General features: G+C 61.2%; 23 protein-coding genes and 1 pseudogene. 8 read left to right on the top strand and 16 right to left on the bottom strand.

What is annotated here, in order from left to right:
* Positions 1–133 precede the first annotated feature (133 nt).
* The 3 genes from mgtE to VF629_RS05405 all read left to right on the top strand — a co-directional run bounded on the left by mgtE (position 134) and on the right by VF629_RS05405 (position 3,343).
* Positions 134–1,516 carry a magnesium transporter gene (mgtE, locus tag VF629_RS05415; protein WP_331057434.1) on the top strand — a complete coding sequence of 461 codons (1,383 nt, stop codon included), beginning with the start codon at positions 134–136 and terminating at the stop codon, positions 1,514–1,516.
* Positions 1,517–1,696: 180 nt separating this feature from the next.
* Entirely contained in the window at positions 1,697–2,614 is a 918-nt protein-coding gene (locus tag VF629_RS05410) for a CorA family divalent cation transporter (RefSeq protein WP_331057433.1), read from the top strand.
* A 6-nt stretch (positions 2,615–2,620) separates the two neighbouring features.
* Positions 2,621–3,343: a hypothetical protein gene (locus VF629_RS05405; protein ID WP_331057432.1), complete on the top strand. Its 723-nt coding sequence runs from the start codon at positions 2,621–2,623 to the stop codon at positions 3,341–3,343.
* Positions 3,344–3,349: 6 nt separating this feature from the next.
* Here the strand turns inward: VF629_RS05405 and VF629_RS05400 are convergent.
* Positions 3,350–4,104, bottom strand: a pseudogene (locus tag VF629_RS05400) (IS5 family transposase).
* Between the two features lie 92 nt (positions 4,105–4,196).
* Between VF629_RS05400 and VF629_RS05395 the strand changes: the two are divergent.
* Positions 4,197–5,141, top strand: coding sequence for an IS481 family transposase (locus VF629_RS05395; RefSeq protein WP_331057431.1), 945 nt, complete (start codon positions 4,197–4,199; stop codon positions 5,139–5,141).
* 38 nt (positions 5,142–5,179) lie between these two features.
* On the opposite strand, the gene VF629_RS05390 is transcribed toward VF629_RS05395, so the two are convergent.
* The 7 genes from VF629_RS05390 to VF629_RS05360 all read right to left on the bottom strand — a co-directional run bounded on the left by VF629_RS05390 (position 5,180) and on the right by VF629_RS05360 (position 11,741).
* Entirely contained in the window at positions 5,180–5,827 is a 648-nt protein-coding gene (locus tag VF629_RS05390) for a helix-turn-helix transcriptional regulator (protein WP_331057430.1), read from the bottom strand.
* A 25-nt stretch (positions 5,828–5,852) separates the two neighbouring features.
* Positions 5,853–7,403 (bottom strand): tetratricopeptide repeat protein, encoded by a 1,551-nt coding sequence (locus VF629_RS05385; RefSeq protein WP_331057429.1) that lies wholly within the window; start codon positions 7,401–7,403, stop codon positions 5,853–5,855.
* Positions 7,400–8,719: a hypothetical protein gene (locus tag VF629_RS05380; protein WP_331057428.1), complete on the bottom strand. Its 1,320-nt coding sequence runs from the start codon at positions 8,717–8,719 to the stop codon at positions 7,400–7,402. Before VF629_RS05380 ends, VF629_RS05385 begins: the two co-directional genes overlap by 4 nt.
* Positions 8,720–8,915: 196 nt before the next feature.
* The gene (arfB, locus tag VF629_RS05375) at positions 8,916–9,320 is read right to left on the bottom strand and encodes an alternative ribosome rescue aminoacyl-tRNA hydrolase ArfB (RefSeq protein WP_331057427.1); all 405 of its coding nucleotides are present in this window, start codon (positions 9,318–9,320) and stop codon (positions 8,916–8,918) included.
* 82 nt (positions 9,321–9,402) lie between these two features.
* Positions 9,403–10,350: a ketoacyl-ACP synthase III gene (locus VF629_RS05370; RefSeq protein WP_331057426.1), complete on the bottom strand. Its 948-nt coding sequence runs from the start codon at positions 10,348–10,350 to the stop codon at positions 9,403–9,405.
* A 182-nt stretch (positions 10,351–10,532) separates the two neighbouring features.
* Positions 10,533–11,258, bottom strand: coding sequence for a head GIN domain-containing protein (locus VF629_RS05365; RefSeq protein ID WP_331057425.1), 726 nt, complete (start codon positions 11,256–11,258; stop codon positions 10,533–10,535).
* A 120-nt stretch (positions 11,259–11,378) separates the two neighbouring features.
* Complete coding sequence (locus VF629_RS05360; protein ID WP_331057424.1) at positions 11,379–11,741, bottom strand: helix-turn-helix domain-containing protein; 363 nt, start codon at positions 11,739–11,741, stop codon at positions 11,379–11,381.
* 196 nt (positions 11,742–11,937) lie between these two features.
* Between VF629_RS05360 and VF629_RS05355 the strand changes: the two genes are divergently transcribed.
* The 3 genes from VF629_RS05355 (at position 11,938) to VF629_RS05345 (ending at position 15,427) form a co-directional block, all read left to right on the top strand.
* The gene (locus VF629_RS05355; RefSeq protein ID WP_331057423.1) at positions 11,938–12,843 is read left to right on the top strand and encodes an NAD(P)H-binding protein; all 906 of its coding nucleotides are present in this window, start codon (positions 11,938–11,940) and stop codon (positions 12,841–12,843) included.
* Between the two features lie 198 nt (positions 12,844–13,041).
* Positions 13,042–13,824, top strand: coding sequence for an alpha/beta fold hydrolase (locus VF629_RS05350; RefSeq protein ID WP_331057422.1), 783 nt, complete (start codon positions 13,042–13,044; stop codon positions 13,822–13,824).
* A gap of 235 nt (positions 13,825–14,059) precedes the next feature.
* On the top strand, positions 14,060–15,427 hold the full coding sequence (locus VF629_RS05345; RefSeq protein ID WP_331057421.1) for a hypothetical protein: 1,368 nt from the start codon (positions 14,060–14,062) through the stop codon (positions 15,425–15,427).
* Positions 15,428–15,476: 49 nt separating this feature from the next.
* On the opposite strand, the gene VF629_RS05340 is transcribed toward VF629_RS05345, so the two are convergent.
* Positions 15,477–16,190, bottom strand: a complete 714-nt coding sequence (locus VF629_RS05340) for a TVP38/TMEM64 family protein (protein ID WP_331057420.1) — start codon at positions 16,188–16,190, stop codon at positions 15,477–15,479.
* 104 nt (positions 16,191–16,294) lie between these two features.
* Here VF629_RS05340 and VF629_RS05335 point away from each other — a divergent pair, with 104 nt between their 5' ends.
* Positions 16,295–17,005, top strand: coding sequence for an SAM-dependent methyltransferase (locus tag VF629_RS05335; protein ID WP_331057419.1), 711 nt, complete (start codon positions 16,295–16,297; stop codon positions 17,003–17,005).
* Positions 17,006–17,115: 110 nt separating this feature from the next.
* Here the strand turns inward: VF629_RS05335 and VF629_RS05330 are convergent, their stop codons facing one another.
* The 7 genes from VF629_RS05330 to VF629_RS05300 all read right to left on the bottom strand — a co-directional run bounded on the left by VF629_RS05330 (position 17,116) and on the right by VF629_RS05300 (position 25,866).
* Complete coding sequence (locus VF629_RS05330; protein WP_331057418.1) at positions 17,116–18,483, bottom strand: ammonium transporter; 1,368 nt, start codon at positions 18,481–18,483, stop codon at positions 17,116–17,118.
* Positions 18,484–18,603: 120 nt separating this feature from the next.
* Positions 18,604–19,914 (bottom strand): sensor histidine kinase, encoded by a 1,311-nt coding sequence (locus VF629_RS05325; protein ID WP_331057417.1) that lies wholly within the window; start codon positions 19,912–19,914, stop codon positions 18,604–18,606.
* A gap of 180 nt (positions 19,915–20,094) precedes the next feature.
* Entirely contained in the window at positions 20,095–21,489 is a 1,395-nt protein-coding gene (locus tag VF629_RS05320; protein WP_331057416.1) for a sigma-54 dependent transcriptional regulator, read from the bottom strand.
* A 253-nt stretch (positions 21,490–21,742) separates the two neighbouring features.
* A complete protein-coding gene (locus VF629_RS05315; RefSeq protein ID WP_331057415.1) occupies positions 21,743–22,447 on the bottom strand; it encodes a head GIN domain-containing protein in 705 nt (234 codons plus the stop codon).
* A gap of 146 nt (positions 22,448–22,593) precedes the next feature.
* On the bottom strand, positions 22,594–23,793 hold the full coding sequence (locus VF629_RS05310; protein WP_331057414.1) for an ABC transporter permease: 1,200 nt from the start codon (positions 23,791–23,793) through the stop codon (positions 22,594–22,596).
* A 93-nt stretch (positions 23,794–23,886) separates the two neighbouring features.
* Entirely contained in the window at positions 23,887–25,149 is a 1,263-nt protein-coding gene (locus tag VF629_RS05305) for an ABC transporter permease (protein WP_331057413.1), read from the bottom strand.
* A gap of 48 nt (positions 25,150–25,197) precedes the next feature.
* A complete protein-coding gene (locus VF629_RS05300; protein ID WP_331057456.1) occupies positions 25,198–25,866 on the bottom strand; it encodes an ABC transporter ATP-binding protein in 669 nt (222 codons plus the stop codon).
* Positions 25,867–25,901 lie beyond the last annotated feature (35 nt).

Genomic DNA, 25,901 nt, shown 5'->3' with positions numbered 1-25,901 from the left:
GAGATGCCATGTCCAACCCTCATCCTTAACGAGGATTCTTGCCGCGAAGCTATCCTTTAGCCCTACTTTTGTGGGGCCTGTTTTTTCTCTCAACCCCGCTTGCCTAGCGAAGCACCTCCCGCCCCCTCTTTTCATGCAGCCGCAGACCGTGGAAACCATCACGTCCCTGATTCAGGAGGGCGAATTTTTCAAGCTGAAGCAGGTGCTCCGCGACTTTCAGCCGTCGGAACTGGTGGCGCTTATTGAGGAAGAAGACGAACGAGAGCAGCTCATCATCTTCCGGCTGCTGCCGTTGAAGCTGGCCACGGAAGTGTTTGAATACCTGGACCTGGAAGTGCAGAAGCACTTTCTTGATAACCTGGCCCAGGACAAGATGGCCGACATCCTCAACCAGATGTCGCCGGACGACCGCACCACGCTGCTCGAATTCCTGCCCGCCAACTTCGTAGCCGAGTTGGTGCAGAGCCTGTCGGAAGAAGAGCGCCGGGTGACCCTGCAGCTGCTGGGCTACCCCGAAGAATCGGTGGGCCGCCTGATGACGCCCGACTACATCGCCATTCGCGAGACGTGGACCGTGCAGCAGGTGCTCGACTACATTCGCCAGCACGGCGGCCAGTCCGAAACGCTGAGCATGCTCTACGTCACCGACAACGCCGGCGTGCTGATTGACGACATCCGCATTCGGGAGTTTTTGCTGTCGGCGCCCACGGCCCGGGTGCGCGACCTGATGGACCGCCGCTTCGTGCAGCTCACCGCCGACCAAGACCAGGAAGAAGCCATCGACGTGTTTCGGCGCAACGACCGCAACGCCCTGCCCGTCGTCAGCGACCAGGGCATTTTGCTGGGCATCGTGACGATTGACGACATCCTGAGCATTCGCGAGCAGGAAGACACCGAGGACATGCAGAAGCTGGGCGGCTCCGAAGCCCTCGACGAGCCGTACCTGGCCACCTCCATTTGGGGCATGGTGAAGAAGCGGGCCGGCTGGCTGGTTATTCTGCTCATCGGCGAAATGCTCACCACCTCGGCCATGCACCACTTCGAGGACGACCTGGCGAAAGCGGCGGTGCTGGGCCTGTTTATCCCGCTTATCATCTCGGCTGGCGGCAATGCTGGCTCGCAAGCCACGTCCATTATCATCCGGGCCATGAGCCTGGGCGAGTTTCGGCTGGGCGACTGGTGGCTGGTGATGCGGCGCGAGCTGCAGTCGGGGCTGCTGCTGGGCCTGATTCTGGGGGTGGTGGGTTCCCTACGCATCGTGCTGTGGGCCACCGTGGTGGACCCCGGTTATTTCGGGCCGTACTGGAAACTAATTTCGGTGACGGTGGGCTTTTCGCTGCTCGGCATTGTGCTGTGGGGCGCCCTGGCCGGAGCCATGCTGCCGATGTTGCTCAAGCGTCTGGGCCTTGACCCGGCTACGGCTTCGGCTCCTTTTGTGGCCACCCTAGTGGACGTGACGGGCCTCATCATTTACTTCTCGGTGGCCACGGCGGTGCTCAACGGGACGCTGCTCTAGCTTGCCGTGACGATGCCATTTTTTCTGGGCGGCAGTCGTGGCCGCGTCTGATTGAGCCCTCATCGGTGGCGGCAGGAACACCCGCCGCAGCAGTACCGGCTAACGCAGCGCGGTTTTAGAATCCAGATTCGCGGCCCCGTTAACTGCCTGCTTGTGTGGCTTGCCGCCAAACTGCTTCTTATGACTGAACAACTCATTGCCCAGCAGAATTGTCACTTTACGTGGCTCGACATCACCAACCCGGAAGCAGGTGAACTGCAGGCCGTGGCCGCGCAGTACGACCTGCCCGATGCCTTGGTACGTGACTGCCTGGAACCCACCCACCTGCCCAAGTTCGAAGCCACCAACGGGCTGAACTTCGTGATTCTGCGGGTGTACGCCACACCCCGAACCACCGAGGCCGATACCATCCAAGAGGTGACCACCAAAATTGCGGTGTTCTACACCGCAGACTACCTGATTACCGTGCACCGGCGCGCCCATCCGGTGTTGAACGAGTTGAAAAACGTGGCCCTGGCGCCGGGCCAGGAATGCACGACACCGGCCGAAGTGAGCATTCACCTGGCGCGCTATGCCCTCAACAGCTTCGTGCAGCCGGCCTTGGCCCTCACTAAGGAGCTGGACGACTACGAGGCCGAAATTTTCCTCAAAAAGGAAGTACCCAACGCGCTGCAGGGCCTGTACTTTCTGAAGCGCAAGGCTTCCGTGGCCCGGCAGCTGCTGATGCTCACGCGCGACATCCTGACCATGCTGCGCCGGCAAACCGCCGCCGGCACGGCCGATGCCATGCTCATGCAGGACACGCAGGACCTGCAAACCAAAGTGGAAACGCTCTACCAGCAGCTCGACGGTGCGGCCACCAACCTGATGAACCTGTACCTTTCGCTCTCTTCGCAGCGCACCAACGAGGCCATGCGGGTGCTAACGGTGTTTTCGGCCTTCTTCCTGCCCCTCACCTTCATTGCCGGCATTTACGGCATGAACTTCAACTACATGCCGGAGTTGACTTGGAAATGGGGCTACCCCGGTGTGATGGTGAGCATGGTGGTCATCGCGGCGGCTATCTACGTGTGGTTCAAGCGCAAGAATTGGATTTGACCCCCTATGAGCAACGCACCGAAGCTTGGCCTGCTGCTTATCTGCCTGGCACTGGCCCTCGGCGGGCTGGCGGGCTGCGCCGTGATTGGCAACGTGGGCCGGCTCGACGATGACCACTACCGGCTGGTGCGCCGCGAGTCCCCCGACTCGTTGGTGGCGGCCCTGCACGCGGGCAGGCAGTTCTACGTGCAGCAGCGGGCCGACACGTTGCTGCTGACGCCTCCCTCCAGCGCCGACGCGCCCCTCACCTACCGCTACCGGCTGCAGCCCAACGAACGGGTGCTGCTCTTGCGCCGCCGGCTCGACCTCGACGTGTTCACCATCCCGTTTAAGGTGCGGCCGCCGCGGGGTGGGGTGCCCGTGCAGCTCAACACCAACTTCAATGCGGCGATTTATGTGGGGCGGCGGCTCGACTTTTACTCCTTGCGCACCAAGCGCAGCACGCCGTTCGGAGCCACGCCGCACATCCGGGCCACGGGCATTGGCTATGGGGCTTTCGTGGGAGCAGGGTCCACCATCGTCAACCCCGATGTGACCCGCCAGCGGGCCAACATTGCCGAGTACGAAGGGCTGGTGCTGCACGGGGGCCTGGCCGCCATCTACGACGCGCGGGCCTTCAACATTGGGGTAGCGGCGGGCATCGACCAGCTCATGGGCCCCGACGGGCCGTACTGGGTATACCGGCACAAACCGTGGTTTGGGGTGCTTTTCGGGCTGGATTTGAACTAGGAAGTGTTAACAGTCACGCAGCCAGAGGACGGTTGCGGCTAAGTGCACAAAGGCTAAAAAATGCGCATCGAGCTTGTCATGGCGGGTGGCCACGCGGCGAAACTGCTTGAGGCGGCTGAAGAGCCGCTCGACGGGGTGGCGTTGGGCGTAGCGCATGGCGTCGTAGGCGCGCGGGTGCCGGCGCGGGCGCCGGCGCGGAATCACGGCACAGGTGCCGCGGGCGGCCAAGACGGCCACGAGCGGGTCGGAATCGTGGCCCCGGTCCGCGATGAGGTAGACCGGGGCCAGGCGTTCGAGCAGTGGCAGGGCCTGCGGGGCGTCGTGGCGCTGGCCGGCCGTGAGCCGGCAGCGCACCAAGCGGCCCCGGGCATCGGCGACGACGTGCCGCTTGCTGGTCAGCCCGCCGCGGCTGCGGCCGAGGGCTTGGGGGCCGTTTTTTTGCGTGCCCCGCTCGCGTGCTGGTGGGCCCGCACGGTCGTCGAGTCCACCAGCAGCGTGTGCAAGTCGTTGTCTTGCTGCACGGCGGCCAGCACCCGGGCCCACACGCCCGAGGCGGTCCAGCGCTGGAAGCGCGTGTACGTGGTGTGCCAGTTGCCCCACGCGGCCGGCAAGGCCCGCCACCGGCAGCCGTTGCGCGCCAGCCACAGCACCGCTTCCACAAAGCGCCGGTTGTCCTGGCCCCGGCCGCCTTTCGTCCCTTCCCGCCCCGGCAGTAGGGGCGCAATCCGCCCCCACTGCCCAGCTGTCAGCAAATACTCCATGCCCAAACATAATACTTACTGTTAACACCTCCTAGGTGTATAGTCCCAGAGAGTAGTGGTGTGGTCTTTACCAGCGAACTTCGCCAGCACTTATGGGACAAGTACTTCACGGCAGCGCCCGGACCACTCCGGCAATACGGCGCCTTATCCAACAAAGTCCGGAAAGCCTACAAAGCTTAGCCACCCGCCACGGCATCACCCTCAAAACGGTCGCCAAGTGGCGTGGCCGGGCCACGACGGCGGACGCGCCAATGGGGCCCAAACCGGCCTCCACGGTGCTCACAGCCGAGCAGGAGGCCATTGCCGTGGCCTGTCGTGAGCACACGCAATTGCCGCTCGATGACTGCCTGTATGCGTTGCAGGAAACCATCCCCCACCTCTCCCGCTCGGCCCTGCACCGCCTCTTCCAGCGCCACGGCATCAGTCGCCTGCCGGCTCCAGAGCCAGCGGAAAAGAAAAAGAAATTCAAGGACTATCCGGTTGGCTACTTGCACGTTGATTTTGCCGAAGTCCACACCGAACAAGGCCGGGTCTACTTATTCGTGGCCATCGACCGCACCAGCAAACTGGCCTTTGCCGAATTACAGCCCCGGGCCACCAAAATGCTGGCGGCCGACTTTCTGCGCCGGGTGCTGGCCGCCATCCCTTACAAGGTGCATAAAGTACTGACCGACAACGGTGCCCAGTTCGGCAATATGCCGCACCAGGTGTACGCCTGGCGGCACATTTTCGACCGCGTGTGCGACGAGCACGGCATCGAGCACCGCTTTACCCAACCCGCGCACCCCTGGACCAACGGGCAGGTCGAGCGCTTCAACCGCACCCTGCAAGAGGCGACCGTGCAGCGCTACCACCACCAGAACACGGCCCAACTCAACGAGCACCTGCAAGCCTTTTTGCTGGCCTATAACCACGGGAAACGTCTTAAGCGCCTGCGCGGCAAAACCCCGCACGAATTCATCTGCCAGCAGTGCCTCCTCAACCCCGCTATCTTTATCCGCGACCCCACCCAGCTCACCCTGGGACTATACAGCTAGGAGGTGTTTTTTCTTCAACGCTTGGCCGCACCCCGCGCTTAGGACGGCTCGGCTAGCAGGCGTGCCAGTGCGTCGGCTTCGGTTTCGAGGGCTTCGGCTTGCAGGCGCAGCAAGTGGTAGCGGGCGGCCTGGTCGGGAGGCAGAGCGGTGGGGCGCTCCTCCAACCAGCGCCAGCGGTACCACACCAAAAACGCCGCCCAGCGCCCAACGGGAACCGCACCAGCTGAGACGGGAGGCGGCTCGTCGTCGGGGTCGGGAGGCAGGCCAGCACGCAACACAGGCAGGGCAGCTCGCCAGCGGGCAGCACATACGGCCTGGTCCTCAAGCGGACGCAGGACCCGGCGCAATCGGCGGGCGTGGTGCCGGCAATAGTCCAGGCGGGCTTCGAGAGGTACGGGGTCGGGGGCAGCCAGGTCATCAGGGCCAGGGGCCGCGTCGGCTGGGGGCGCAGTGGCGGGCAGCAGTTGCAGTAGGGCGTCCAGCGGCTCGGCCACATCAGCAGCAAAGCCTCGCTGCCCCGTTTCGAGGCGGCTCAGTTGGGGGCCGCTCACGCCCAGGTAGCGGGCCAGTTCCTCCTGCGAGATGCCGAAGTAGCGCCGCAGCCGCGTGAGCAGCGGGTCGCGGGGGAATAGGGGGGCGGCATGGGGTGGTAGGAAAAGTTGCTGTCGACGAAATTTCTCTACCAAAAGTGGTAGGAAACTTTCGTTGCCGTCATTTTTTCCTACCAGGTTTCGTTTTGCTTTTGGCTATGTAATTCCCTTGTTTTAACTGCCCCTTTTTGGCATTAGGATGAGCCGAAATTTCTATCTTTTTTCTTGTAATGGCTGCCGCCGCTGTGCGGCTTGCTTGTTCAAGTTGTCGTACATCGGCTAGAACCGCTTCGGCGTGTGCAAGAAAGGGGTCGCCGTATTTGATAAAACAAGCGACTGCTTTCTCGTACCATTGAATTGCTTCCGCAAACCGATGTTGCTGGCTATAAACTTGTCCAAACTGAAAGCTGGTCCCACCTATCCCAAATTCGTTACCTGTGCGTTGCTTCCAATCAAGTGCTTGCTGGTAATTTTCTAAAGCTAGCGCCAATTGGTTCTGTTCTTGGTAAGTTATTCCTATTTGGTGATATGTGCTACCGATTGTAGAATCATTACCTGAACGTAGTTTCCATTCCAACGCCTTACGGTAGTTGTCTAAGGCCAGTGCCCATTGCTGCTGTTCTTCATAGAGCATACCGATGCTGTGATATGCTTTGCCAACTTCAAGCTCATCACCTGCTTGCTGCTCCCACTTTGCTGATTGTTGGTAGTTCTCCAGTGCTAAATCCCATTGCTGCTGCTCCTGATACACTCGTCCGAGTTGATGAAATATGGCCCCCGTATTCATTCTTGATGTCAAGGATTTACACCGCTCATAAGCATCCAGCGCTTCTGGCAACTGTTCTTGGCAGAGATATACATATCCCAGTTCAAACCACAATCCGCCCTTCGACTCGTCATCTTCTCGCAATCTTTCTTGCAGCGCAATAGCTGACTTGTACGACTGCTCCGCTTCTTTATATAGGAAAGCCTGCGTATACTCAGCCCCCAGCAAGCTCAGAATATCAATTTTATCTTTCAACAGCCGCTTCTTATCACTGTCGTCGAGTGCCAAATGGTCGTAGCGCTCTTTTAAATCTGCGATGCGGGCTTGGCGCTCGGGCACGTTGCCCCGGCCCGGCAGGCGCTCGGGCGGCAAAGGCGGCAACTCCGCCACGGGCCGGGCAGTGTGGTCCTCGAAGCGGAAGCGGTAGGTGACCCAGTGCCAGAAGTCGGGGGCCTCGCGTTGCAGGGTGCGGAAGAAGTCGGCATCGCCCCAGAGCACGATGAGGTAGGGCACGCTGCGGAAAAGCAGCTCCCGCTCCAGGTTGAGCTGGGCGGTGAGGGGCGAAGGCACTAGTTGCCCATCCTGGCTCAGGTAGCGGCTGTTTTCCAAGCCGTGCACGTTCACCAGATAAGTCACGGCCGGCGAGGTTTTGACTTCCTCCGGCAGATGTTCGTTCAAGGTCTGCAGCAGCGACGTGACCTGGTAGGGCGTCACGTCAAGGACGCGAAATTGGTACTCGGGCATGCGCTCGGCCATTTGCGCTTCCAGCTCGCTACGCTTGGCTAGACTGGCGCACTCCACCAAGGCCACGGTGGGCTGGTCACGCTGGCCCAAAGCAAACACCAGCTCGTCGAAGGTGGCCGCCTCGTCGTAGGGGGGCAGGTCGGAGGGGGCGGCGGGGCTCATGGGGTAACGGGGGCCGCGGGCAGCGTCACGATGCCGTCCAGCAGGGGGTTTAGCTCAAAGTGACCGTTGTATTTCAGCAGCACTAGTTGCAGCAGCATCTCGCGCACCTCGGGGTCGCTGGCCCGTAGGGTGGTAAGGCCCCGGTTCAGCACTTCGATGTGCTTGCTGGTGATAACCTGGTTGAGGGAATTGCCTTCGGCCCGGATGGCCTCCCGGGCCTGGGCCAGCGAGGCTCGCTTGCCCAGCGCCTTTTTTATCACGCCGTTCACGATGCGCAGCAACTGCCGGATGCAGCCGCCCGAGTAGCGTACGCACTCATCGAGCACGCCCGGCTCAAAAAACAGGTCGGCCTGGATGCGGCGCTCAATCACCTCTTTGAACAGGCGGTTGGCGGGGCTGTCGGGACCGGTCAGCTTTATCATCGGGATGATGAGGCTGTCGGAGAAGTTCTGGCTGGGCACCGCCTCAATCTTGTAATAGGCGTTGATGGGTACCGCAATGAGCATGTTCAAGCTCAGGCTTTGCAGCAGGTTGGCGTTCTGGATGAACAGGTGCTCGTACACCTCGAAGCGCAGCTTTTCTGAGCCGTCGATGATGAACAGAATGTCGGCCCCTTGCCCGGCTTCGTGTACAGCTTGGCGCATGGCCACCAGCGCTGCGTTGATTTTGCGGATGATATCGAGCGGGTTTTTCTTTACCTCCTCCCGAATTTTGCGGGCGGTGGTGTTGTCGCTCGCCAGCACGGCCTTGGCGGTACCCTTCACCTTGAAAAAGCCCGGCAGGTTGAAGCCCCCGCTGGTTTCGGCGCTGCCCTCGGCCCCGCGCCGGGTTTTGGTTTCCGTCTCGATGGTTTCGGTGGTCACCAGCTGCCGGGTCAGGGCCTCGAAATCGGAATGGCCCGTTGGAATGCCTCGCTCCTCAATCGCCTCCACCAGCTTCACCAGAATCCAGACAAACAGGTCTTCGGGCTGAAAGGAGCCGTACTCCGTTTCTTCCTCAATGCTCAGGAAAATCGAAAAGTACCGGTCCGGGTCGTTTAGCTCGCTGTGCAGCCGCTTTAGCTCCGTGGTTTTGCCACAGCCCAAATGCCCCGAGCAGATGATTTTGATGTAGTCATCGGTTGGCGCTTCCAAGCGGTTCGTATCCGTATCGATGCCAAAGGGGAAAAACACTTTGGAGGCGAATTCGGTATCACGCACCTTATCAAAGTCCACATACAACTGGTGCTCGTTGCCGGACAGTTCAGGCTCAAACCGGGGCTCGGTCACGGTGCGAGCCTGCTGCTTGTCGCTGACGGGATAAGAATAAGTCGGCATAGGAGAAGGAATCAAGTGCAGGGAGTAAACGCAGGCAAATATTGCTGGTTTTGGCGAGCGTGGGTTGGCAGCCGAAAACTCGCCAGCGCCGTTAGGCCACCAATCGGGTTGGTAGCAGAAAACAGCGGCGAGGAGAGTTTCTTACCAATTTTGGTAAGAAACTCTCCTCGCCATCAAAAAAACTTACCAACCTCCCTTATTCTAACTTGCGCCGGCTGGCCTTTTTCTCGCCTTGAATTTTCTTGCCCTTCAAGCGCTTGCGCACGGCGCTTTTGCTGGGCTTGGTGGCTTTGCGGGGCTTGGGCCGGCGCAGGCTGCGTTGTAGCAGCTCGTGGAGGCGGGCCAAGGCAATTTCGCGGTTGCGCAGCTGGCTACGGTCGTCTTGCGCCGTCACCAAGAGCCAGCCCTCAGCAGTGAGCTGGTTACCCAGCTTCTCTAGGATGAGGACCTTTTGCTGGTCTGTGAGTACCTGCGAGTTCTGTACGTGAAAGCGCAGCTCCACCCGCGACTCCACCTTGTTCACGTTCTGCCCGCCCGGCCCGCTGGAGCGGCTGGTTTGCGTGATGATTTCGGGCAGAAAGGCTTCGGCGGGCGGCAGCATGGGTCGAATGAGGAATGAGGAATGAAGAGTGAGGAATGAAAAAATGTTGTTGGGTAATTCTTCATTCCTCATTCTTCATTCCTCATTTAGTTAAAAGCATAGCGCCGTAGGAATAGCCACCACCAAATACGGTGATGATGACCTTATTCCCTGCTTTCAAGGTATCCCATACTTCGGCCAGGCCGATGGCGGCGCCGGCGCAACCGGTGTTGCCGAGGCGCTCAATGTTGCTCACGGCACGCTCGGGGTCGAGGCCGAGCTGCTTCACCACGTTGTTGGAGATGCGCAGGTTGGCCTGGTGCGGAATGAGGTAAGTGAGGTCGGGCGTGGCGATGCGGTGCTTGTCGAGCAACGTCTGGGTGACGCGGGCCATGTAGATGCAGGCCTGTTGGAACACGTCGCGCCCGAACGGCATCACAATGCCTTTTTCCACGGGCTTGAGGGTCACCGACTCGTCGGCTTTGCTCACGGGCGCGGCGCCGCCGGTAATGACCTCGGCAATGTGCAGGTCGTCGGGGCTGATGCGCTCTTTGGAAATGAGCAGGGCCGCGGCGCCGTCGCCCCACAGGTGGCCCGCAATGGTGTCTTCCTCGTTGTTGTAGGCGGTGTTGTGCTCGGTCACGACGACCACGGCGCGGGTGGCTTTGCCCATGGCAAAGTAGCCTTCCACGATTTCCACCGCATTCAGCAGCGACGAGCAGGCCGACGAAATGCTGACCGTCGGGATTTCGTTGATGCCCAAGTCGCGCTGCACGGCGTGGGCCGCCGTGAAGATGGTGTCGTGCGGCGTGTAGGTGCCCACCACAATAAGGTCGACGCTAGCTTGGGCAAAGGCAGGCGCGGCAGCCAGCACGGCACGGGTTGCGGCAATGGCCATGGTGTTGGCGTTCTCGCCGGGAGCGGCTTTGCGGCGCTCTTGAATGCCGGTGCGCTCAATTATCCACTCATTGGCCAAGCCATTCAGGCGGGTGAAATGAGCATTGGTAACGACTGCCTCCGGGAGGTAGGCAGCCACATGGTGAAGGTACACGGAACGGTATTGGGTGGGGTACTAACGCGCGCTTTGCGGCCAAGCAAAGGTACGGGGCTTGGCCGCCGGCGTTCGGATTAGCCCCCCGCATGCCCGAATTTTACACCATCAGGTGCTATTCCGCGTCAAAAGTCCTGGCTCAACAGCCGGCCACAACATCACGTGGCCAGCTAGTCCTCAAGCTATTCCTGGTGCATGCGCCCGCTGCCGCGAACCGAACTGCTGAGCTGGGCACCGCCGGCAACTGCCACGTTGCCCGAGCCCGAAATGCTGGCTTCGGCGTTCTTCGTGGCGTACACGTTGGCGTTGCCCGAGCCGCTGATGCGCACTTTGCAGCTCTCGGCTTTGAGGTCGCGGGCCTTCACGTTGGCCGAACCGGTAATGGTGACGTCGTGGCGGGGGGCGCGGCCCGCTACCAGCACACTGCCCGAGCCGTCGACTTCCGTTCTGAGGCTGGTGGCGGTGAGCTGAGGCACCTGCAGGTCGCCCGAACCAGACACGGTCAGGGCCATTTCTTCGGCTTTCAACGCCCCTTCCACGTTGAGCCTACCCGAGCCGTTTACTCGCAGCGCGGTCAGGGTTGGCGCGGTGATATAGACCGTTACGGACTCGCGGTTTTTCCACGAGTCGTCATTGTTAGTGCGCGGGTATCCTACTCGCAGGCTCCGCCCCGTTACCACGGTCTCGAACGCGGCAATATCAGCGGCCCGACCCTCCACCACTACGCTTTGTGGGCTGCCCTGCTTGAGCACCACCCGCGACGAGCCGCTGAGGTTGACTTCGGTGAACGCGCCCACTGAACGGGTTTCGCGGTCGGCCACCCCCCGACTGCTCACAAAGGAAGTAAGCACTCCGGCCAGTAGCAGCACCAGTCCGGCGCTCATCGATTTCACACGCAGCTTGTTCATCTGACAAAGGGTAAGTGGTGAGGTGTTGACGTCAAAGATGCACCACGAAGGCTCGCGGTTGCCCGTACTTACTCCCAGCGAAAGCGGACAAGCACTTGCGGAGAACCCTTGCCTGTCTGGTTAGCGGCTTATTTGCTCGTGCACTGGCACTTGGCCTGGGGCCGAGGCACCATCACGGTCCAGGTATTGGAAGCCCCAATCGAGCAACGCAGAGAAAAACGGCCGCACACTTTGCCCCTGTTCGGTGAGGCTGTAGTCGACGCGCGGGGGCACGGTTTGGTGCACGGTCCGGGCCACAATGCCGTCGGCCTCCAGGTCGCGCAGCTCTTGAATGAGCATCTTCTCGGTGATTTCGGGCATCAGCCGCTTCAGTTCGCCGTAGCGACGCGGCTCCTCAAGCAAATACGACAAGATGAGCAGCTTCCACTTACCGCCTAACACGTTGAGGGTGGTGCGCACGGGGCAAACTAAGGTGCGTTCCATGGCGCTTGCCTTCCAGAATAATTCGGCGTGTTGCTGTTTTGTGCCCTTAACCATATAATTTATTATGTTGATTGTCAACGATTTTTACTTTTAAGTAGGTACCCTACTTTTTTGTAGGTACTTGCTATAAGCGAAGTTAAAGGTAAACATTTGCTGCGCGGGCTGGCAACGTCGTCCTCGCTTACTTCTTCGCGTTATGTCCAAGAAAATCACCGTTGTCGGCGCTACCGGCAATATCGGTACGGCTCTGGTTCATCAGTTACTCGGCCAGGGGCACCACGTGGTGGCCCTGGCCCGGCCCAGCGCCCGCCTCGACGCCCTGCAGCAGGCCGGCGCCACCATCAAAGCCGGCGATGCCCACGACGTCGCGCTGTTGACCGACGCATTGCGCGGCGCCGATGCCGCCTTCCTCATGATTCCGCCCAACGGGACGGCCCCTGATGTGCTGGCCCACATGCAGCAAATCGGCGAAGCCACTGCGGAAGCCGTGCGCCAGTCGGGCCTGAAAGTGGCCGTGCACCTCAGCAGCATCGGGGCCGACCAGCCCGCCGGCACCGGCCCGGTCGTTGGCCTGCAACACCAAGAAGCACGCCTCAATGCCATCGACGGGCTGACGGTTGCGCATTTGCGGCCGGCCTATTTCATGGACAACCTGCTCAGCAGCGTGGGCATGGTGCAGCACATGGGCATCACTGGCGGAGCCATGCGCCCCGACCTGCAGTTTCCCATGGTGGCCACCAAGGACATTGCCGCCAAAGCAGCGGAATTGCTGAACAGTGAGCACCTGGAGAACCACTCGGTGCACTACCTATTGGGCCCGCGCAACTACTCCCAACAGGAAGCCACGGCGGCCATCGCCCAAGCCATTGGCCGTCCCGAGCTGCCCTACGTGCCCTTTCCCTACGAAGACGCCAAGCAGGGCATGATGCAAGCCGGCCTGAGCGAGAACATGGCCAGCTTGTACGACGAAATGACCCGCACCATGAACGAGGAAAAGGCCATGGTGCACGAAGCGCGCACCCCCGCCAACACCACCCCCACCACGCTGGAAGAATTTGTTCAGGAAGTGTTTGCCCCCGCATTCCAGCGGGCCACGGCGTAGGGGAGTAAGTAGTTGAGTACTTAGTAGTAGGTAATAAGTAGCAAGACCTTGTTTCGCTGATTGACAGCACAACACCACGGTCTTACGACTCGCTACTTTCTACTTGCTACCTACTTATACAGCTTGCCTCGTTCCCGTTAGCGGCCGCCTGAGTTGGTGGCAGACGACGGAGGGCGGGGCAAGCCCTATTTTTGTCGCATGCCTTTGCTTCATCACCTCGACCAAGGCCAGGGCCGGCCCCTGGTTATCCTCCACGGCCTGTTTGGCACCCTCGACAACTGGCAGACGCTGGCGCGCCGCTGGGCTACTGAGGCCGGCCTGCGCGTGGTAAGCGTGGACTTGCGCAACCACGGCCGCTCCTTCCAGAGCGACGAGCACACCTACGCCCTGATGGCAGAAGACGTGCTGGCCCTCTTCGACCACCTCGGTCTGGGCCCCGACACCACCCTGATGGGCCACAGCATGGGCGGCAAGGTGGCGATGCGCTTCGCGCTCGACCACCCCGACCGCCTGGCCCGGCTCATTGTCGTCGACATTGCCCCGGGGTTTTCCGACATGCGCCACCAAGACGACATCCTGGCGGGCCTGCACGCCGTGGATTTGGCCCGCATCACCAACCGGCAGGAAGCCGATGCTGCGCTGGCGGCCCACATCAGCAACCTGGGCACCCGGCAATTTTTACTGAAGAACTTGTACCGCAAAGAGGACAACTCCTTTGCCTGGCGCATCAACCTGCCCGTGCTGGCCGCCGAGCTGGCGGACATCGGTGAAGCCACCACCGGCCCGGTGCCGTTTGTGAAACCGGCCTTGTTCATTCGGGGCGGCAAGTCCGACTACATCACCACCGAAGACAAGCTCCACAGCATTCCGGCCCTGTTCCCCAACTCGGAAGTGGCCACTGTGGTCGATGCCGGCCACTGGGTGCACGCCGAAAAGCCGGAGGAGGTCTACGGGATGGTGCAGGCCTTTGCCCAGCAATAGCGCCCGCTGACCCGTCTTCAAGTGGACTTATTTTCAGTAGGTTAAGCTCAAGCATAGCATAAAAGTCGTCTCACTTCGGGTGAGGCGGCTTTTTTTATTGGGCCTTGGCTGGCCAAAAACGGGGTTTCGCAACTTTTTTGTCTGCTTTCAGACAACGGTCGGTGGGTGCCGCGCATCTATAGCCATGTCTGCGTAAGACACATACAACCTCTTTACACCTTTTCTGCAAATTGCCATGAGACTCAATTTCACCCCCCTGTGGGGCGGGCTCTGCCTGCTCTTCAGTGCCGGTACTGCCAGCGCGCAAGTACCGGTCAACACGTTCGCGGCCAGCAACAATCATTCGGTTAGCATTCGGCCCGACGGCAGCCTCTGGGCTTGGGGCATCAACTACGAAGGCCAGCTCGGCAACGGCACCACGGAGTGCAGCGCCCTGCCGGTGCGGGTAACCACCGAGGCGCCCGGCACGCAGTGGGCGCAGGTGGCCGTGGGCAGCTCGCACACCTTGGCCCTCACCACCGACGGCCGCCTCTACGCCTGGGGAAGCAATACCGATGGGCAGCTGGGCGACGGCACCAAGACGCCGCACCATCGCCCGGCCGTGGTTCGCCTTCCGCCGTCGGCCGCGGGGGCCCGGTGGAAGCAGATTGCAGCCGGCACTTCGCACTCGTTGGCGCTGGCTACTGACGGCCGCCTTTTCGCCTGGGGCAACAACAACCACGGCGAATTGGGCAACGGCTTCAGCATAGACCGCGCCACGCCCGTGGAAGTGGCCCTGCCCCACAGCGCGGCCAATACCTCATGGGCGCAAGTAGTGGCCGGCAACAACCACACGCTGGCCCTGACCAACGATGGCCGCCTGTACGCCTGGGGCTCGAACGACTACGGGCAGCTGGGCGACGGCTCGGGCATGACCTCACTGGTGCCCGTACCGGTGGGCATGACCAAGAAGCTGGCCGGCTTGCGCTGGGCACAGGTGGCAGCGGGCAGCTTCCACACCCTGGCCGTCACCACCAACGGGCGCCTGTACGCGTGGGGCTCCAACCGCTTCGGCCAGTTGGCCGGCGACCGCGAAGTGAAGCAGAGCACTCCTGCGCCGCTGCAACTGGCACCCGCGCTGGCCAATGTTGTTTGGCAGCAAGTAGCCGCCGGCGAAGCGCACTCGCTGGCCTTAAGCGCCGATGGCCGCTTGCTGGCCTGGGGCAACAACTGCACGGGCCAATTGGGCGACGGCACCACCGACCTCCGATTGAAGCCCATAACCATTGCCGCACCCGAAAATGCCGGCGCCTGGGCTCGAATAGAGAGCGGTGCGTTTCACGCCTTGGCCACCACGACCACGGGCCAATTCTACGCCTGGGGAGCCAACAAGTATGGCCAACTGGGCGACGGCACCACCACCGACCAGTACCGCCCCCTAGGGCAAGACCCCATCCTGACCACGGCAGCGCCGGCCTCCGACCAGACGGGCCCCGGCTACAGCAAGCGCGCTGCTTTCTCGACAGAGGAATGGGGCCTAAACGACGACCGGCTCCTGAAAGAGCTACCCGAATCATCCAGCTTCTGGATTCAGTCGCCGCCCGCCAGCGAAAGCCCTCGCTAGATACCAGCGCGTGATTCGGTGGTCGCGACGCCGCCTTATTGCTACTTGTTCAACGGACCGTCCGACGCTGGGCGGTCCGTTTTTTGTGCGTTTTGCTCCACCAGATGTAGCCCCCAAAGAAGAGCAGCCCGATTCCGGATACCCAGAGCAAGCCGGTTTTGAGGCGCCCGCTGTCTTGGCCCAAGTAAGCTAGCAGGGCAATAAGTGGCACGATGGCCACGGCCGTCACGCTAATAAACTTCAGGTAGCCCATGCGCGCCGCCCCGGCCACGAAGCTGATGGCGTCGTTCGACACCACCGGCGTGAGGCGCGCCGCGGCCACTGCCCCCAGGCCGTACTCCTCCACAAAGCCGGCCACCTTCTTTTCGCTCTTCTCGCCCAGCAAGCGCTGCACCACCGGCTCGCCCAAGGCCCGGCCCAACCAATACCCCACCGTGGAGGCGGTGAGCACACCGGCCCAGGCCAGCACCGAGCCCCACCAGGGCCCGTAAGCCAGCACCGACACCAGTATCAGCAGGGCGTTGTTGATGACTACCAGGAACATTTGCAGCACCATGGTCACTACAATCAGCACCGGCCCCCAATAGCCGAACTGCTGAACCCAAGCCGCCACCTTGGCTTGGTCGCCGGTACGTAGCACCTTCCAGCCCTCCTGCACGCCTTCCTGAAATGCAGGCCACAGAAAGTAAGCGCCCACGAGCGGCAGAATGATGGCCAAAGAAATGTAGAACGGCAAGCGGCTGGAGCGCGGTTTATCAGACACGGCGGGCGAGGAATGGGTGAGGCGTTTTCTACGCGGCGCCCGGGCCACGGTTCGGGATGCAACCCAACCGTGCCGTTCCTTTGCGCCTCTCATCCCGCTGCGCCATGCCCGCCACCCTGTACCTCATTCCCACGCCCCTCGCCGAAGACACGGCTCCGCAAGTGCTGCCGCCGCAGGTGGTGGCCGCGGTATCGGCCCTCCCCTATTTCCTGGTGGAAAACGCCCGCACGGCGCGGCGCTTCGTGAAAAGCGTGGCGCCAAGCCGGGTAATTGAGGACATCCGCTTCGCTGTCATCGACAAAGACAGCACCGATGCCGAAGTGCGCGCCGCCCTCGAACCATTAGTGCAGCAAGCCCTCGACGCCGGCATTCTGAGCGAAGCGGGTTGTCCCGGCATTGCCGACCCCGGCGCAGCGCTGGTACGCGAAGCTCACCGCCTGGGCCTGCGGGTGGTGCCTCTGGTTGGCCCTTCGTCGTTGCTACTGGCCCTAATGGCTTCAGGCCTGAATGGCCAGCAGTTCGCATTTCACGGCTACTTGCCCATCGAAAAAGCGCCCCGAGCCACGGCCATCAAAACCCTGGAGCGCGAGGCCCAGCAGCGGCAGCAGTCGCAGCTTTTCATCGAAACCCCTTACCGCAATGGTGCGCTGTTCGCCGACTTGCTGGCGCACTTGCAGCCCGGTACCCGCCTGTGCGTGGCCGCCGACGTGACGGGCGCCAGCGAATTCATCAAGACACTGCCCGTGAAGGACTGGCGCCGCCTGCCCGCGCCGGAGCTACATAAAATCCCCACCGTATTCGTTCTAGGCGTGTAGCGCAAGACCAGCTGTCATGCAGAGCACAGCGAAGCATCTCGCGTGCCACCACTAATTACTACTCCACGTGAGATGCTTCGCTGTGCTCTGCATAACGGGCTGTCGACTTTCTAAGAAGCCCGCACTACGTAACGCAGCTCGCTCTCGGGTACTGGTTCCGGTATGATTGGTAACACGGTTTCGCCGTGCTGACTCATGTCGAGGCCGTCGGCTTCGTGCACGGCATTTACCCGAATGGGAATGAGCAGGTTGGTGAATTTATACAGCAGGTAAGAGCCACCAAAGGTGAACACCGAGATGAACGCCAGCGCGCCCACGTGGTGCAGCAGCAGCGTCCAGGTGCCTGTGGTGGCCAAACCACCTTCTTTTGCAAAGACGGCCGTGAGAATCATGCCCACGATACCGCCCACTCCGTGGCAGGGAAACACGTCGAGCGTATCGTCAAGTGTCGTCTTGTTCTTTAAGCCCACGGCGCCGGCGCTGATGGCCGCCGAAACCACACCGATAAACAGCGCTGGCCCGTAGCCCACGTAGCCCGCCGCTGGGGTAATGGCCACCAAGCCCACCACAGCGCCAATGGCCGCACCCGCAGCCGACGGACGCTGCCCGCGCACGGCCTCAATCATCATCCAGGTCAGCATGGCCGCGGCCGACGCCATGTGCGTAGTAAAGAAGGCTTGCACGGCTACCGTGTTGGCGGCCAGTGCCGAACCGGCGTTGAAACCGAACCAACCAAACCACAGCAATCCGGTGCCGATGAGGATAAAGGGCACGTTTTGCGGCACGTGGATGTGGCCTTCGAGGTGGGAGTGGCGGCGGCCCAGCGCCAGCGCACCCGCCAGCGCCGCAAAGCCCGCCGAAATGTGCACAACGGTACCGCCGGCAAAATCAAGCACGCCCCACTTCAGCAGGAAGCCATCGGGGTGCCAGGTCCAGTGCGCCAAGGGACAGTAGATGAGCAAACTAAAGAGGCACATGAACAGCAGGTAGCCCCAAAAGCGAATGCGTTCGGCGAAAGCGCCACTGATGAGCGCCGGCGTGATAATGGCAAACTTGAGTTGGAACGCCGCGAAAAGAACCAGTGGCAAATTGGTGGCCAAGCGAGCGTGTGGTGCGGTGCCCACGTTGTTGAACATGAAAAACGTCATCGGATTGCCAATGATGCCGCCGATGCTGTCGCCGAAAGAAAGTGAAAAGCCCACCACGTACCACAGTATGGAAATCACCCCCAACGCGATGAAGCTCTGCAACATGGTGGAAATGACGTTGCGCTTGCTCACCATGCCGCCATAGAAGAAGGCCAAGCCCGGTGTCATCAAGAGCACAAGGCCGGAGGCCGATAGCATCCAAGCCAAGTCAGCGGGATTGAAGGCATCAGGCTTGGCGTCGGGGTGTGACTGAGGCAGGAAAGCCGCCAGGCCAGCTAATAATAGAATAACGCCCAGGCAGGCCGTAGCTAAGTATTGTTTGCGAGACATAAGGCAGGTATTTTTAATGGCTACCCTGCGAAATTACGTAACAAGACTTTCTATACTCTATCAACTCGAAGGGTATTTTTGGAAAATTATCAGGTATTTATCGAATTATCCCCTTTAAATTCACACCTGCTCCCCTAGATTAATTGTAAAAGCTGTGCGCTTTGCCGCTCCAGTTTCTAAATGGAATTGGAAGCCGTGGGCAAGCAGAATGTCGCGTATCAAGGTGAGGCCAATGCCTTGGCCGTCGCGCTTGGTGCTGAAAAAGGGAGTGAACAGGCGCTGGCTTAGCTCGGGGGTAATGGCCGGGCCGTCGTTCTCGATAATGACCGTGGGCGGGTGGGCCACCGTGCGCACCCAGATGTTGCCATTGCGGCCAATGGCCTCCAAAGCATTCTTGGCGATGTTGAGCAAGGCCTGCTCCATTTGTTGGGCATCGAGGCGCAAGACCAGCGGCGTGGTTGGGAATTCCATGTGCCAGCGAATGGCGCGCTCCTCGCTTTGGGGCTGCAGCAGGCGGCAGATGCCCCGCAGCAACACGTGCAAGTCGGTGGCGGCGAGCACGGGCGGGGGCAGCCGCACCAAATGCGCGAAGTTGGCAATGAAGTTGGCCAGCTGGGTGTTGCGCGCAATGCTCACGTCGAGGGCCTCGGTGAAATCTGGCTGGTCGGCAGCGGCCAGTTGGGGAGCGTAGTGGTGAAAGCTGTTGAGGATGGAGTTGATGGCGCCAATGGAGTTGTTGATTTCGTGCGACATCATCCGAATGAGCTTGCCGTAGGCCTCCTTCTCTTGCTTGATGAGTTCTTGGGTAAATTCCTCGAGCACGATGAAACGGCGCGTAAATCCCCGGTCGATGAAGTGCGCCGCGTGGGCCCGGTAGGTTTTCAGGCCCGAGAGGCGCAGGGCTTGGGGCTGGTTTTCGGTGAGGGCCACCAGCGCGGGGCCCCAGGGGCCGGGTAGCGCGGCCAGTGGCTGCCCGAGCACGGCCGCGGCTGGCAGGTCCAGAAACCGTTCGGCGGCCGCGTTTAGGCTTTCAATCCGGCCCTCAAAATCCAGCAGCATGATGGCGGCCGGCGAGGCCTCGATGAGGCGCTCAAGTAGGAAGCTTTTTTCGTGCTGGCTCACCCGTTCGGCGCGCAGGGCGTCAATCATTTGGTTGTACACCTCAATGAGCTGGTCCATTTCGCGCTGGCCCACGGGCACAAACTTCATGGTGAAGTCTTTGGCTTGGATGGCCGCCGTGCCCGCCGCAATCAGTTGGAAGGGCCGCACAAACCCCGTGTACAGCTGCACCGTGAGGTAGATGCTGACCAGCAGCAGCGCTTCAGCGCCGAGAAACAACACGGGATTGGTGGTGCGCACCTGCGCCGCCAACGCAATGAGCACGGCGTGGATGATGACCACGAATAGGATAAACTTGGTGCGAAGCGTCATAAGGATAAGATGGGTACGAATCGAAAGAACGTCATACCACCCTATCTGTCATCCTGAGCGCAGCGAAGGGCCTTCTCACGTTTGCACCAGCTGGAAATACTACCCATCGTTCGACTGCGAGAAGGTCCTTCGCTGCGCTCAGGATGACAGACGGTGTAGCATTCTCTGTTACTCAGCCAGTCAGCCAGCTTCCTCAAACGGAATGGAGTGCTTTTCAAGCCGCCGATACAGCGCCCCGCGGCTGAGCCCCAAGGCCTTGGCTACACGGCTGATGTTGCCATCATAGTGACTCAGGGCCTGCCGGATAACCTGCGCTTCTAGTTCATCGAGGGTCATGGTGCCGGGCGTGGGCAGCTCGCCAGGAGCCACGGCGCGGGCGGGCAGCCGTTGGGCGTTGGCTTGGAAATCCTCAGGGCCCAACTCTTCTTTGCCGCTCACCAGCACGGCCCGTTCTACCAGGTTTTTCAACTCGCGGATGTTGCCGGGCAGGGGTTGTTCGCGCAGCCAGTGCAGGGCGCGGGTGCTCACCTTGAGGGCTGGCCGGTGGTAAGTGGCGCGCAGCTGATTGAGAAAATGCTGGGTGAGCAGCGGGATGTCGGCGGGGCGCTCGCGCAAGGCGGGCAGGCGCACCGAAATCAGGTTGATGCGATAGAACAGGTCTTCGCGGAAGCGGCCCTGCGCCACCATCTCGGCGAGGTTGCGGTTGGTGGCCGAAATCACCCGAATGTCGAGCCGGCGGGGCTTGCTGTCGCCCAGTACCTCGTAGGTGCGGTCTTGCAGTACACGCAGCAGCTTCACTTGCGAGGCCAGCTCCAGCTCCCCTATTTCGTCCAGAAAAATGGTGCCGCCGTTGGCCAGCTCAAAGCGGCCCACCCGGTCGGTTTTGGCATCGGTGAAGGCGCCGCGGCGGTGACCAAACATCTCGCTTTCAAACAACGATGCCGAGATGCCGCCCAGGTTCACTTTCACAAACGGCTGCTTGCGGCGCTGGCTGTTGCGGTGGATGGCCTCGGCTACTAGCTCTTTGCCGGTGCCGCTGTCGCCCTCAATCAGCACCGAGGCGTCGGTGGCGGCTACCTGGCCCACGCTGCGCAACACCTGCAACAGCTGCGGGTCATGGCCAATGATGTCCCGAAACTCAAACTGCTGGTCGAGGTGCCGACGCTGACGGGCGGGGGCATCCGCAGCGTCGGTTTCCGGCACGGTTTCGCCCACAGCCAGCACCGTGCGGATGGTTTGAAGCAAGGCCTCGTTGTGCCAGGGCTTGGTCACGAACTCAGCGGCCCCGGCCTTCATGCCCTCCACCGCCAGCGCAATGCTGCCCCAGCCCGTGATGAGGATGACCGGCACCTGCGGGGCCAGCTGCTTCACCTGGGCCAGCAGCGCCAGCCCGTCGTGGCCGCTGGTGTCGAGCGAGAAATTCATGTCCATCAGCACCAGGCGCGGGGGCGTGGCGCGCACCGTGGCCAGGGCCTCGGCGGGAGTGGCCACGGCTTTGGTGGGGTAGCCGGCCTGCTTTAGCAGCAACTGCAGCGACGTGCGAATGGCCACGTCGTCGTCGACGATAAGGAACATGGGAAAGTACTGGCAGCTACAAGGGCTACGTTTGGGGTAAGAAACCGTCACAAGACTAAGCAACGGGACATGATGAAAATATCATGCTCATCTGGCGTCCGCGCAGCCGAAGCATCTCGCGTGTGGTAGTAACCCAATCGTTAGAAAAGGATTAGTGGTGGCACGCGAGATGCTTCGGCTGCGCGGACGCCAGATGAGCATGACGGTCTATTCTATTTGTCAAAAACCTAGCATTGGCTTGCCGTGCTCCGGCCTAGCGGCCCTTCACGCTGCCGCCGCTGCTGGTGTGCTTGGTAACTTTCGGCGAGCCGCTGTAGCGCACGTCGCCGCCGCTCGAAGCATCGGCGGTGAGGGTTTCTTGCACGGCCACGGCCACGTTGCCGCCGCTGGAGGCCGAGGCTTCGCAAGCGGTGACTTTCAAATCGTCGCCTTTGAACATGCCGCCGCTCGAGGCCTTCACGTCGAGGCGCTTGATGGTGCCGGCCATTGTGGCCACGCCGCCGCTGTTCACGCGGGCTTTCACGTCATCTGCCGTGAAACTGCCTTTGAGGACAGCCCCGGAAGAGGCTTCTATTTCCAGGTTGGTGGTGGCGTAGGAGTTAGCTACTTCCACCCGAGCGCCGCTGGTGGCCTTGATGCCGTTGAGGGCGGCGGCCGTCACGTTCACTTTGAGGCCACGGGGGCGGTTGTCTTTGCTCCAGGCCTCGTTCAGCTTGTGCTCGAAGGTGATTTTCAGCACGCCGTCACGCACTTCGGTTTTGATGCGGGCCAGCATCTCGGGCGTGTCGGCGCTGGCTTCCACGCGCTGGGGCTGGCCGGCGGCAAGGCGCAGCTCGATGCCGCTGCTTACTTCCACGGAGGTGAAGTTGCCCACGGAGCGGACTTCGGGAGCGGTTTGGGCCAGGGCGGGCACCAGGGCCAACAACCAGACGAGGGCGAGTGCAGTGATGTTTTTCATGAGAAAAAAGGAGAAAGGGATGAGAAAAAGTAACAGCGTTTTACCCAGATGCGTCTCGACTGCCCGGGGTTGCCCGGGTTACCGCCCATTCGGCGCTTCGTTACAGTTTCTCATAAAATAAAATCAAAAGTTGGTTTATTCCGCTCTTATTCTTCCCGTAGCGCGGTAGCAGGCTGAATGGCCGCGGCCAGCCGACTGGGCTGCCAGGCGCACAGTGCCGTGATGAAATACACCGCGGCGGTGGCCGCCGCAATGGCCAGCAAGTAGGGCTGCGCGGGCAGGTCGAAGGCATGGAGCAGCGGGAACTGCGCCGCCAGCAGCCCACCCAACAAGACGCCGAAGGTGGTCACCACCATCATCTCGCCCAAAAACTGCCAGCCGATGCCTGCGCCAGTGGCGCCCATGGCCCGGCGCAAGCCAATCTCGGCCCGGCGCTGGCTGATGTTGTACCACAGCACCCCGAACAGCCCCAGCGCCACGTTGATGATGAGAAACAGCCCGATGATGGCCAGCCCCACCACCGGCACCAGCGTGTAGCGGCGCCGACTGAGGCGTTGGTCGTCCAACACGCGCACTTCGGTGGTCCACTGGCGGGTGACACTGGCCACGGTGCGGGCTATTTTCTCCTGCAGCTCGCCGCCCGCGCCGGGGGCCACGCGCACCAGCACGTTGGCCGTTTCCCAGTGGGTGGTGTCGTAGGGAATGAGGCGCTTCCACACCGACGGAATGGGCGCCGAGAAGTCGCTTTCCATGCGCACGTTGTCCACCACGCCCGTCACTAGGAATTCGTCCTCCGGCTTGATATCCTTGCCCGGCTTGCCGTAGGTGAAGATTTTGCCCAACGCGGGCTCGTTGCCAAACAGCATTTCGCGCATGTCTTGGGTGATGACCACGGGACGATGATTGCTGGCGTCGTCAGCGGGCGTAAACCAGCGGCCTTCGCGCAATTGCAGCTGCATGACCGCCGCGTACTTGTCGTCGGCGTCGTACACGTTGGCATAAGGCGTGAGTTTGCTCTTGTAGCGAAACTCCGAGTTATTGGTCATGAAAATGAAGGGCGTGTTGCCGCTGGTGAGGGCCACGGTTTGCACGCCGGGCAGGGCTTTCACTTGGCGCAGCACGTCGTCGAGTTCGGCGCGGGGCATTTTTAGGCCTTGGCCGGCACGCACCTGCAGCCGCCACACCTGCTCGTAGTTGAAGCCGTGGGGCGCTAGGTAGTTTTTGGCGTTGGTGATGAGCACCGCGCCCACCCCAAACAGCACCACGAACGAAAAGAAGATTTCGGAAATGAGCAGCAGATTGGCCCGCTTGCGATTCCAGATGAGGGTGAATAAGTGGCGGAACATGGGTGAGATAGTGAAATGGTGAAATGGTGAGCGGCGGTAAGTGGCGAAGTGGCGAGCGAAACATCAAACTCACTATTTCACCACCTCACCATCTCACTTTTGGTCGCCTCCGCCGCGCAGGGCGGCTACGGGGTTGAGGCGCGACATTTTCCAGGCGGGATACACGCCGCTCATCAACCCAAAAATGAGGGTGAGCACCATACCCCAGCCAAACACCCCCCAGCTCAGCGTGAAATGCGCGTAGGCCACGGTGTGGGCCTCGTTTACCAGGGCCAGCGCCCCGGCGGCCAATCCCAGCCCCAGCAGGCCGCCCACCAAGGCCAGCACCACGTTTTCCACCAAAAACTGCCCTACCAAATCGCGGCCCGCCGCCCCAAAGGCCTTGCGCACCCCAATCTCGCCCGAGCGCTCCAGAATGCGCGTCACGTTCAGGTTCACCAGGTTCAGGGCCGGCAACAGCATAAACAGCAGCGCCAGTCCGCTCACGATGAGGTAGAAGGTGTCCAGGTTGTCATCATCCACGGCCTGGTTCTTGAAGTTCAGTATGGCCCGCGTGAAGCCGGCCACCAGGGGGTCGGCGTGGGAGTAGATGGCCTTCACCTCCTTGGGATTCGGAATTTCCACGCGCTTCATCATCTGCTGGTATTCCTCGCGCACGGCAGGCACTGCTTGCTCCGAGGGCGCCAACAGCACCACCAGAAACTCGCCGCTGATGCGGTTGTCCTTAAAATACTGCGGGCTGAGGGTGTAGGGGACCCACACGTCGGCGTAGGCGAACACCTGCGCGGCCGACACGTTGCGCACCACGCCCGCAATTCGGTAGCTCTTCAGGTCGATTTCGATGGTGCGGCCCACCACGTCGGTGGTGCCGAAGTAGCTGCGGGCGGTGGCTTCGTTGAGCACGCACACGTGCTGCGCAGCTTTCACTTCGGCGTCGGTAAAGGCCCGGCCGCCCAGGAAATCATGGTCCATGATTTGCCAAAAGTTGCCGTCGGTGTACGCAAGGTCGAGGGGCAGCAACTTGCTCTTGGTGAAGGCCGTGGCATTAGAAGAAGCCGTCATGATGCCCACCTTTTCGGGGGTTTTCATCTTCCGCACGTAGTCGTCCACGAAGTGGATGCTGGCCGGCATGTTCATCCAGCCGTGGTTGTCCACCATCTCGTGCCGAATGGAGTTCACGAACAGCATCCGGTCGACGCGCTTGGTGGGCGTGCTGGGCCCCACCAAGTGGTCGAACATCGCCATCACCACCAGCAAAATCATCAGCGTGAAGCTCACGCCAAACAGGCTGATGAAGGTGAAGAACTTCCGGCGCATGAGCACCTTCCAGGCAATTTTCAGGTATGAGAGCAGCATGGTTTCAGGCAGTAAGTCTTGAGCAGAAAAAAGGAGGTCACGCAGCGCTTAGCCCACCTGGCTGCCGTCGAAGAAGCGAATTACGCGCTCCGTTTTCAGGGCCTGCTGCTCGTCGTGGGTTACCATCACAATGGTCACGCCTTCGCGCTTATTCAGGCCCAGCAGCAGGTCCATTATCTCCTCCCCCATCACCGAGTCGAGGTTGCCGGTGGGTTCGTCGGCCAGAATGATTTCGGGGCCGCCGGCCAGGGCCCGCGCAATGGCCACCCGCTGCCGCTGCCCGCCCGAGAGCTGGCCAGGGAAATGCCCGGTACGGGCGCTGAGGCCCACTTTATCAAGCGCATCGAGGGCCAGCCGGCGCCGTTCCTTGCCGCTCAGGCCGCGGCGATACAGCAGCGGCACTTCCACGTTATCTACCACCGAGAGGTCGTTTATGAGGTGGTAGCTCTGGAAAACGAAGCCGATTTTCAGGTTGCGCAAGTGGGCCAGTTCCCGGTCGGAGTAGGACTGCACTGGCCGGCCGTCCACTTCCACTACGCCGCTGGTGGGCTCGTCGAGCAGGCCCATCAGGCTGAGCAGCGTCGACTTGCCGCAGCCGCTGGGCCCCATCACCGACACAAACTCGCCCCGATTGATGGTCAGGTTCACGCGGTTCAGCGCCACGGTCTCAATGGTTTTGGTCTGGTACACTTTCTCGATGTCGGTAAGCTTCAGCACGGGCGTAGCCGCGGTGGGGCCCTGCAGGGCTTCAG

This window comes from Hymenobacter sp. (genome assembly GCF_036388155.1).
Taxonomy (GTDB): Bacteria; Bacteroidota; Bacteroidia; order Cytophagales; family Hymenobacteraceae; genus Hymenobacter.
This window is presented reverse-complemented; position numbering and strand designations above follow the sequence as displayed.

What these genes read in the sequence shown, in the direction of transcription:
- VF629_RS05380 (WP_331057428.1), bottom strand. Translation starts at nt 8,719, where the DNA reads ATGCCGACTTATTCTTATCCCGTCAGCGACAAGCAGCAGGCTCGCACC.
- VF629_RS05345 (WP_331057421.1), top strand. Translation starts at nt 14,060, where the DNA reads ATGAGACTCAATTTCACCCCCCTGTGGGGCGGGCTCTGCCTGCTCTTC.
- VF629_RS05335 (WP_331057419.1), top strand. Translation starts at nt 16,295, where the DNA reads ATGCCCGCCACCCTGTACCTCATTCCCACGCCCCTCGCCGAAGACACG.
- mgtE (WP_331057434.1), top strand. Translation starts at nt 134, where the DNA reads ATGCAGCCGCAGACCGTGGAAACCATCACGTCCCTGATTCAGGAGGGC.
- arfB (WP_331057427.1), bottom strand. Translation starts at nt 9,320, where the DNA reads ATGCTGCCGCCCGCCGAAGCCTTTCTGCCCGAAATCATCACGCAAACC.
- VF629_RS05330 (WP_331057418.1), bottom strand. Translation starts at nt 18,483, where the DNA reads ATGTCTCGCAAACAATACTTAGCTACGGCCTGCCTGGGCGTTATTCTA.
- VF629_RS05395 (WP_331057431.1), top strand. Translation starts at nt 4,197, where the DNA reads ATGGGACAAGTACTTCACGGCAGCGCCCGGACCACTCCGGCAATACGG.
- VF629_RS05385 (WP_331057429.1), bottom strand. Translation starts at nt 7,403, where the DNA reads ATGAGCCCCGCCGCCCCCTCCGACCTGCCCCCCTACGACGAGGCGGCC.
- VF629_RS05360 (WP_331057424.1), bottom strand. Translation starts at nt 11,741, where the DNA reads ATGGAACGCACCTTAGTTTGCCCCGTGCGCACCACCCTCAACGTGTTA.
- VF629_RS05315 (WP_331057415.1), bottom strand. Translation starts at nt 22,447, where the DNA reads ATGAAAAACATCACTGCACTCGCCCTCGTCTGGTTGTTGGCCCTGGTG.
- VF629_RS05355 (WP_331057423.1), top strand. Translation starts at nt 11,938, where the DNA reads ATGTCCAAGAAAATCACCGTTGTCGGCGCTACCGGCAATATCGGTACG.
- VF629_RS05320 (WP_331057416.1), bottom strand. Translation starts at nt 21,489, where the DNA reads ATGTTCCTTATCGTCGACGACGACGTGGCCATTCGCACGTCGCTGCAG.
- VF629_RS05405 (WP_331057432.1), top strand. Translation starts at nt 2,621, where the DNA reads ATGAGCAACGCACCGAAGCTTGGCCTGCTGCTTATCTGCCTGGCACTG.
- VF629_RS05305 (WP_331057413.1), bottom strand. Translation starts at nt 25,149, where the DNA reads ATGCTGCTCTCATACCTGAAAATTGCCTGGAAGGTGCTCATGCGCCGG.
- VF629_RS05365 (WP_331057425.1), bottom strand. Translation starts at nt 11,258, where the DNA reads ATGAACAAGCTGCGTGTGAAATCGATGAGCGCCGGACTGGTGCTGCTA.
- VF629_RS05350 (WP_331057422.1), top strand. Translation starts at nt 13,042, where the DNA reads ATGCCTTTGCTTCATCACCTCGACCAAGGCCAGGGCCGGCCCCTGGTT.
- VF629_RS05310 (WP_331057414.1), bottom strand. Translation starts at nt 23,793, where the DNA reads ATGTTCCGCCACTTATTCACCCTCATCTGGAATCGCAAGCGGGCCAAT.
- VF629_RS05410 (WP_331057433.1), top strand. Translation starts at nt 1,697, where the DNA reads ATGACTGAACAACTCATTGCCCAGCAGAATTGTCACTTTACGTGGCTC.
- VF629_RS05325 (WP_331057417.1), bottom strand. Translation starts at nt 19,914, where the DNA reads ATGACGCTTCGCACCAAGTTTATCCTATTCGTGGTCATCATCCACGCC.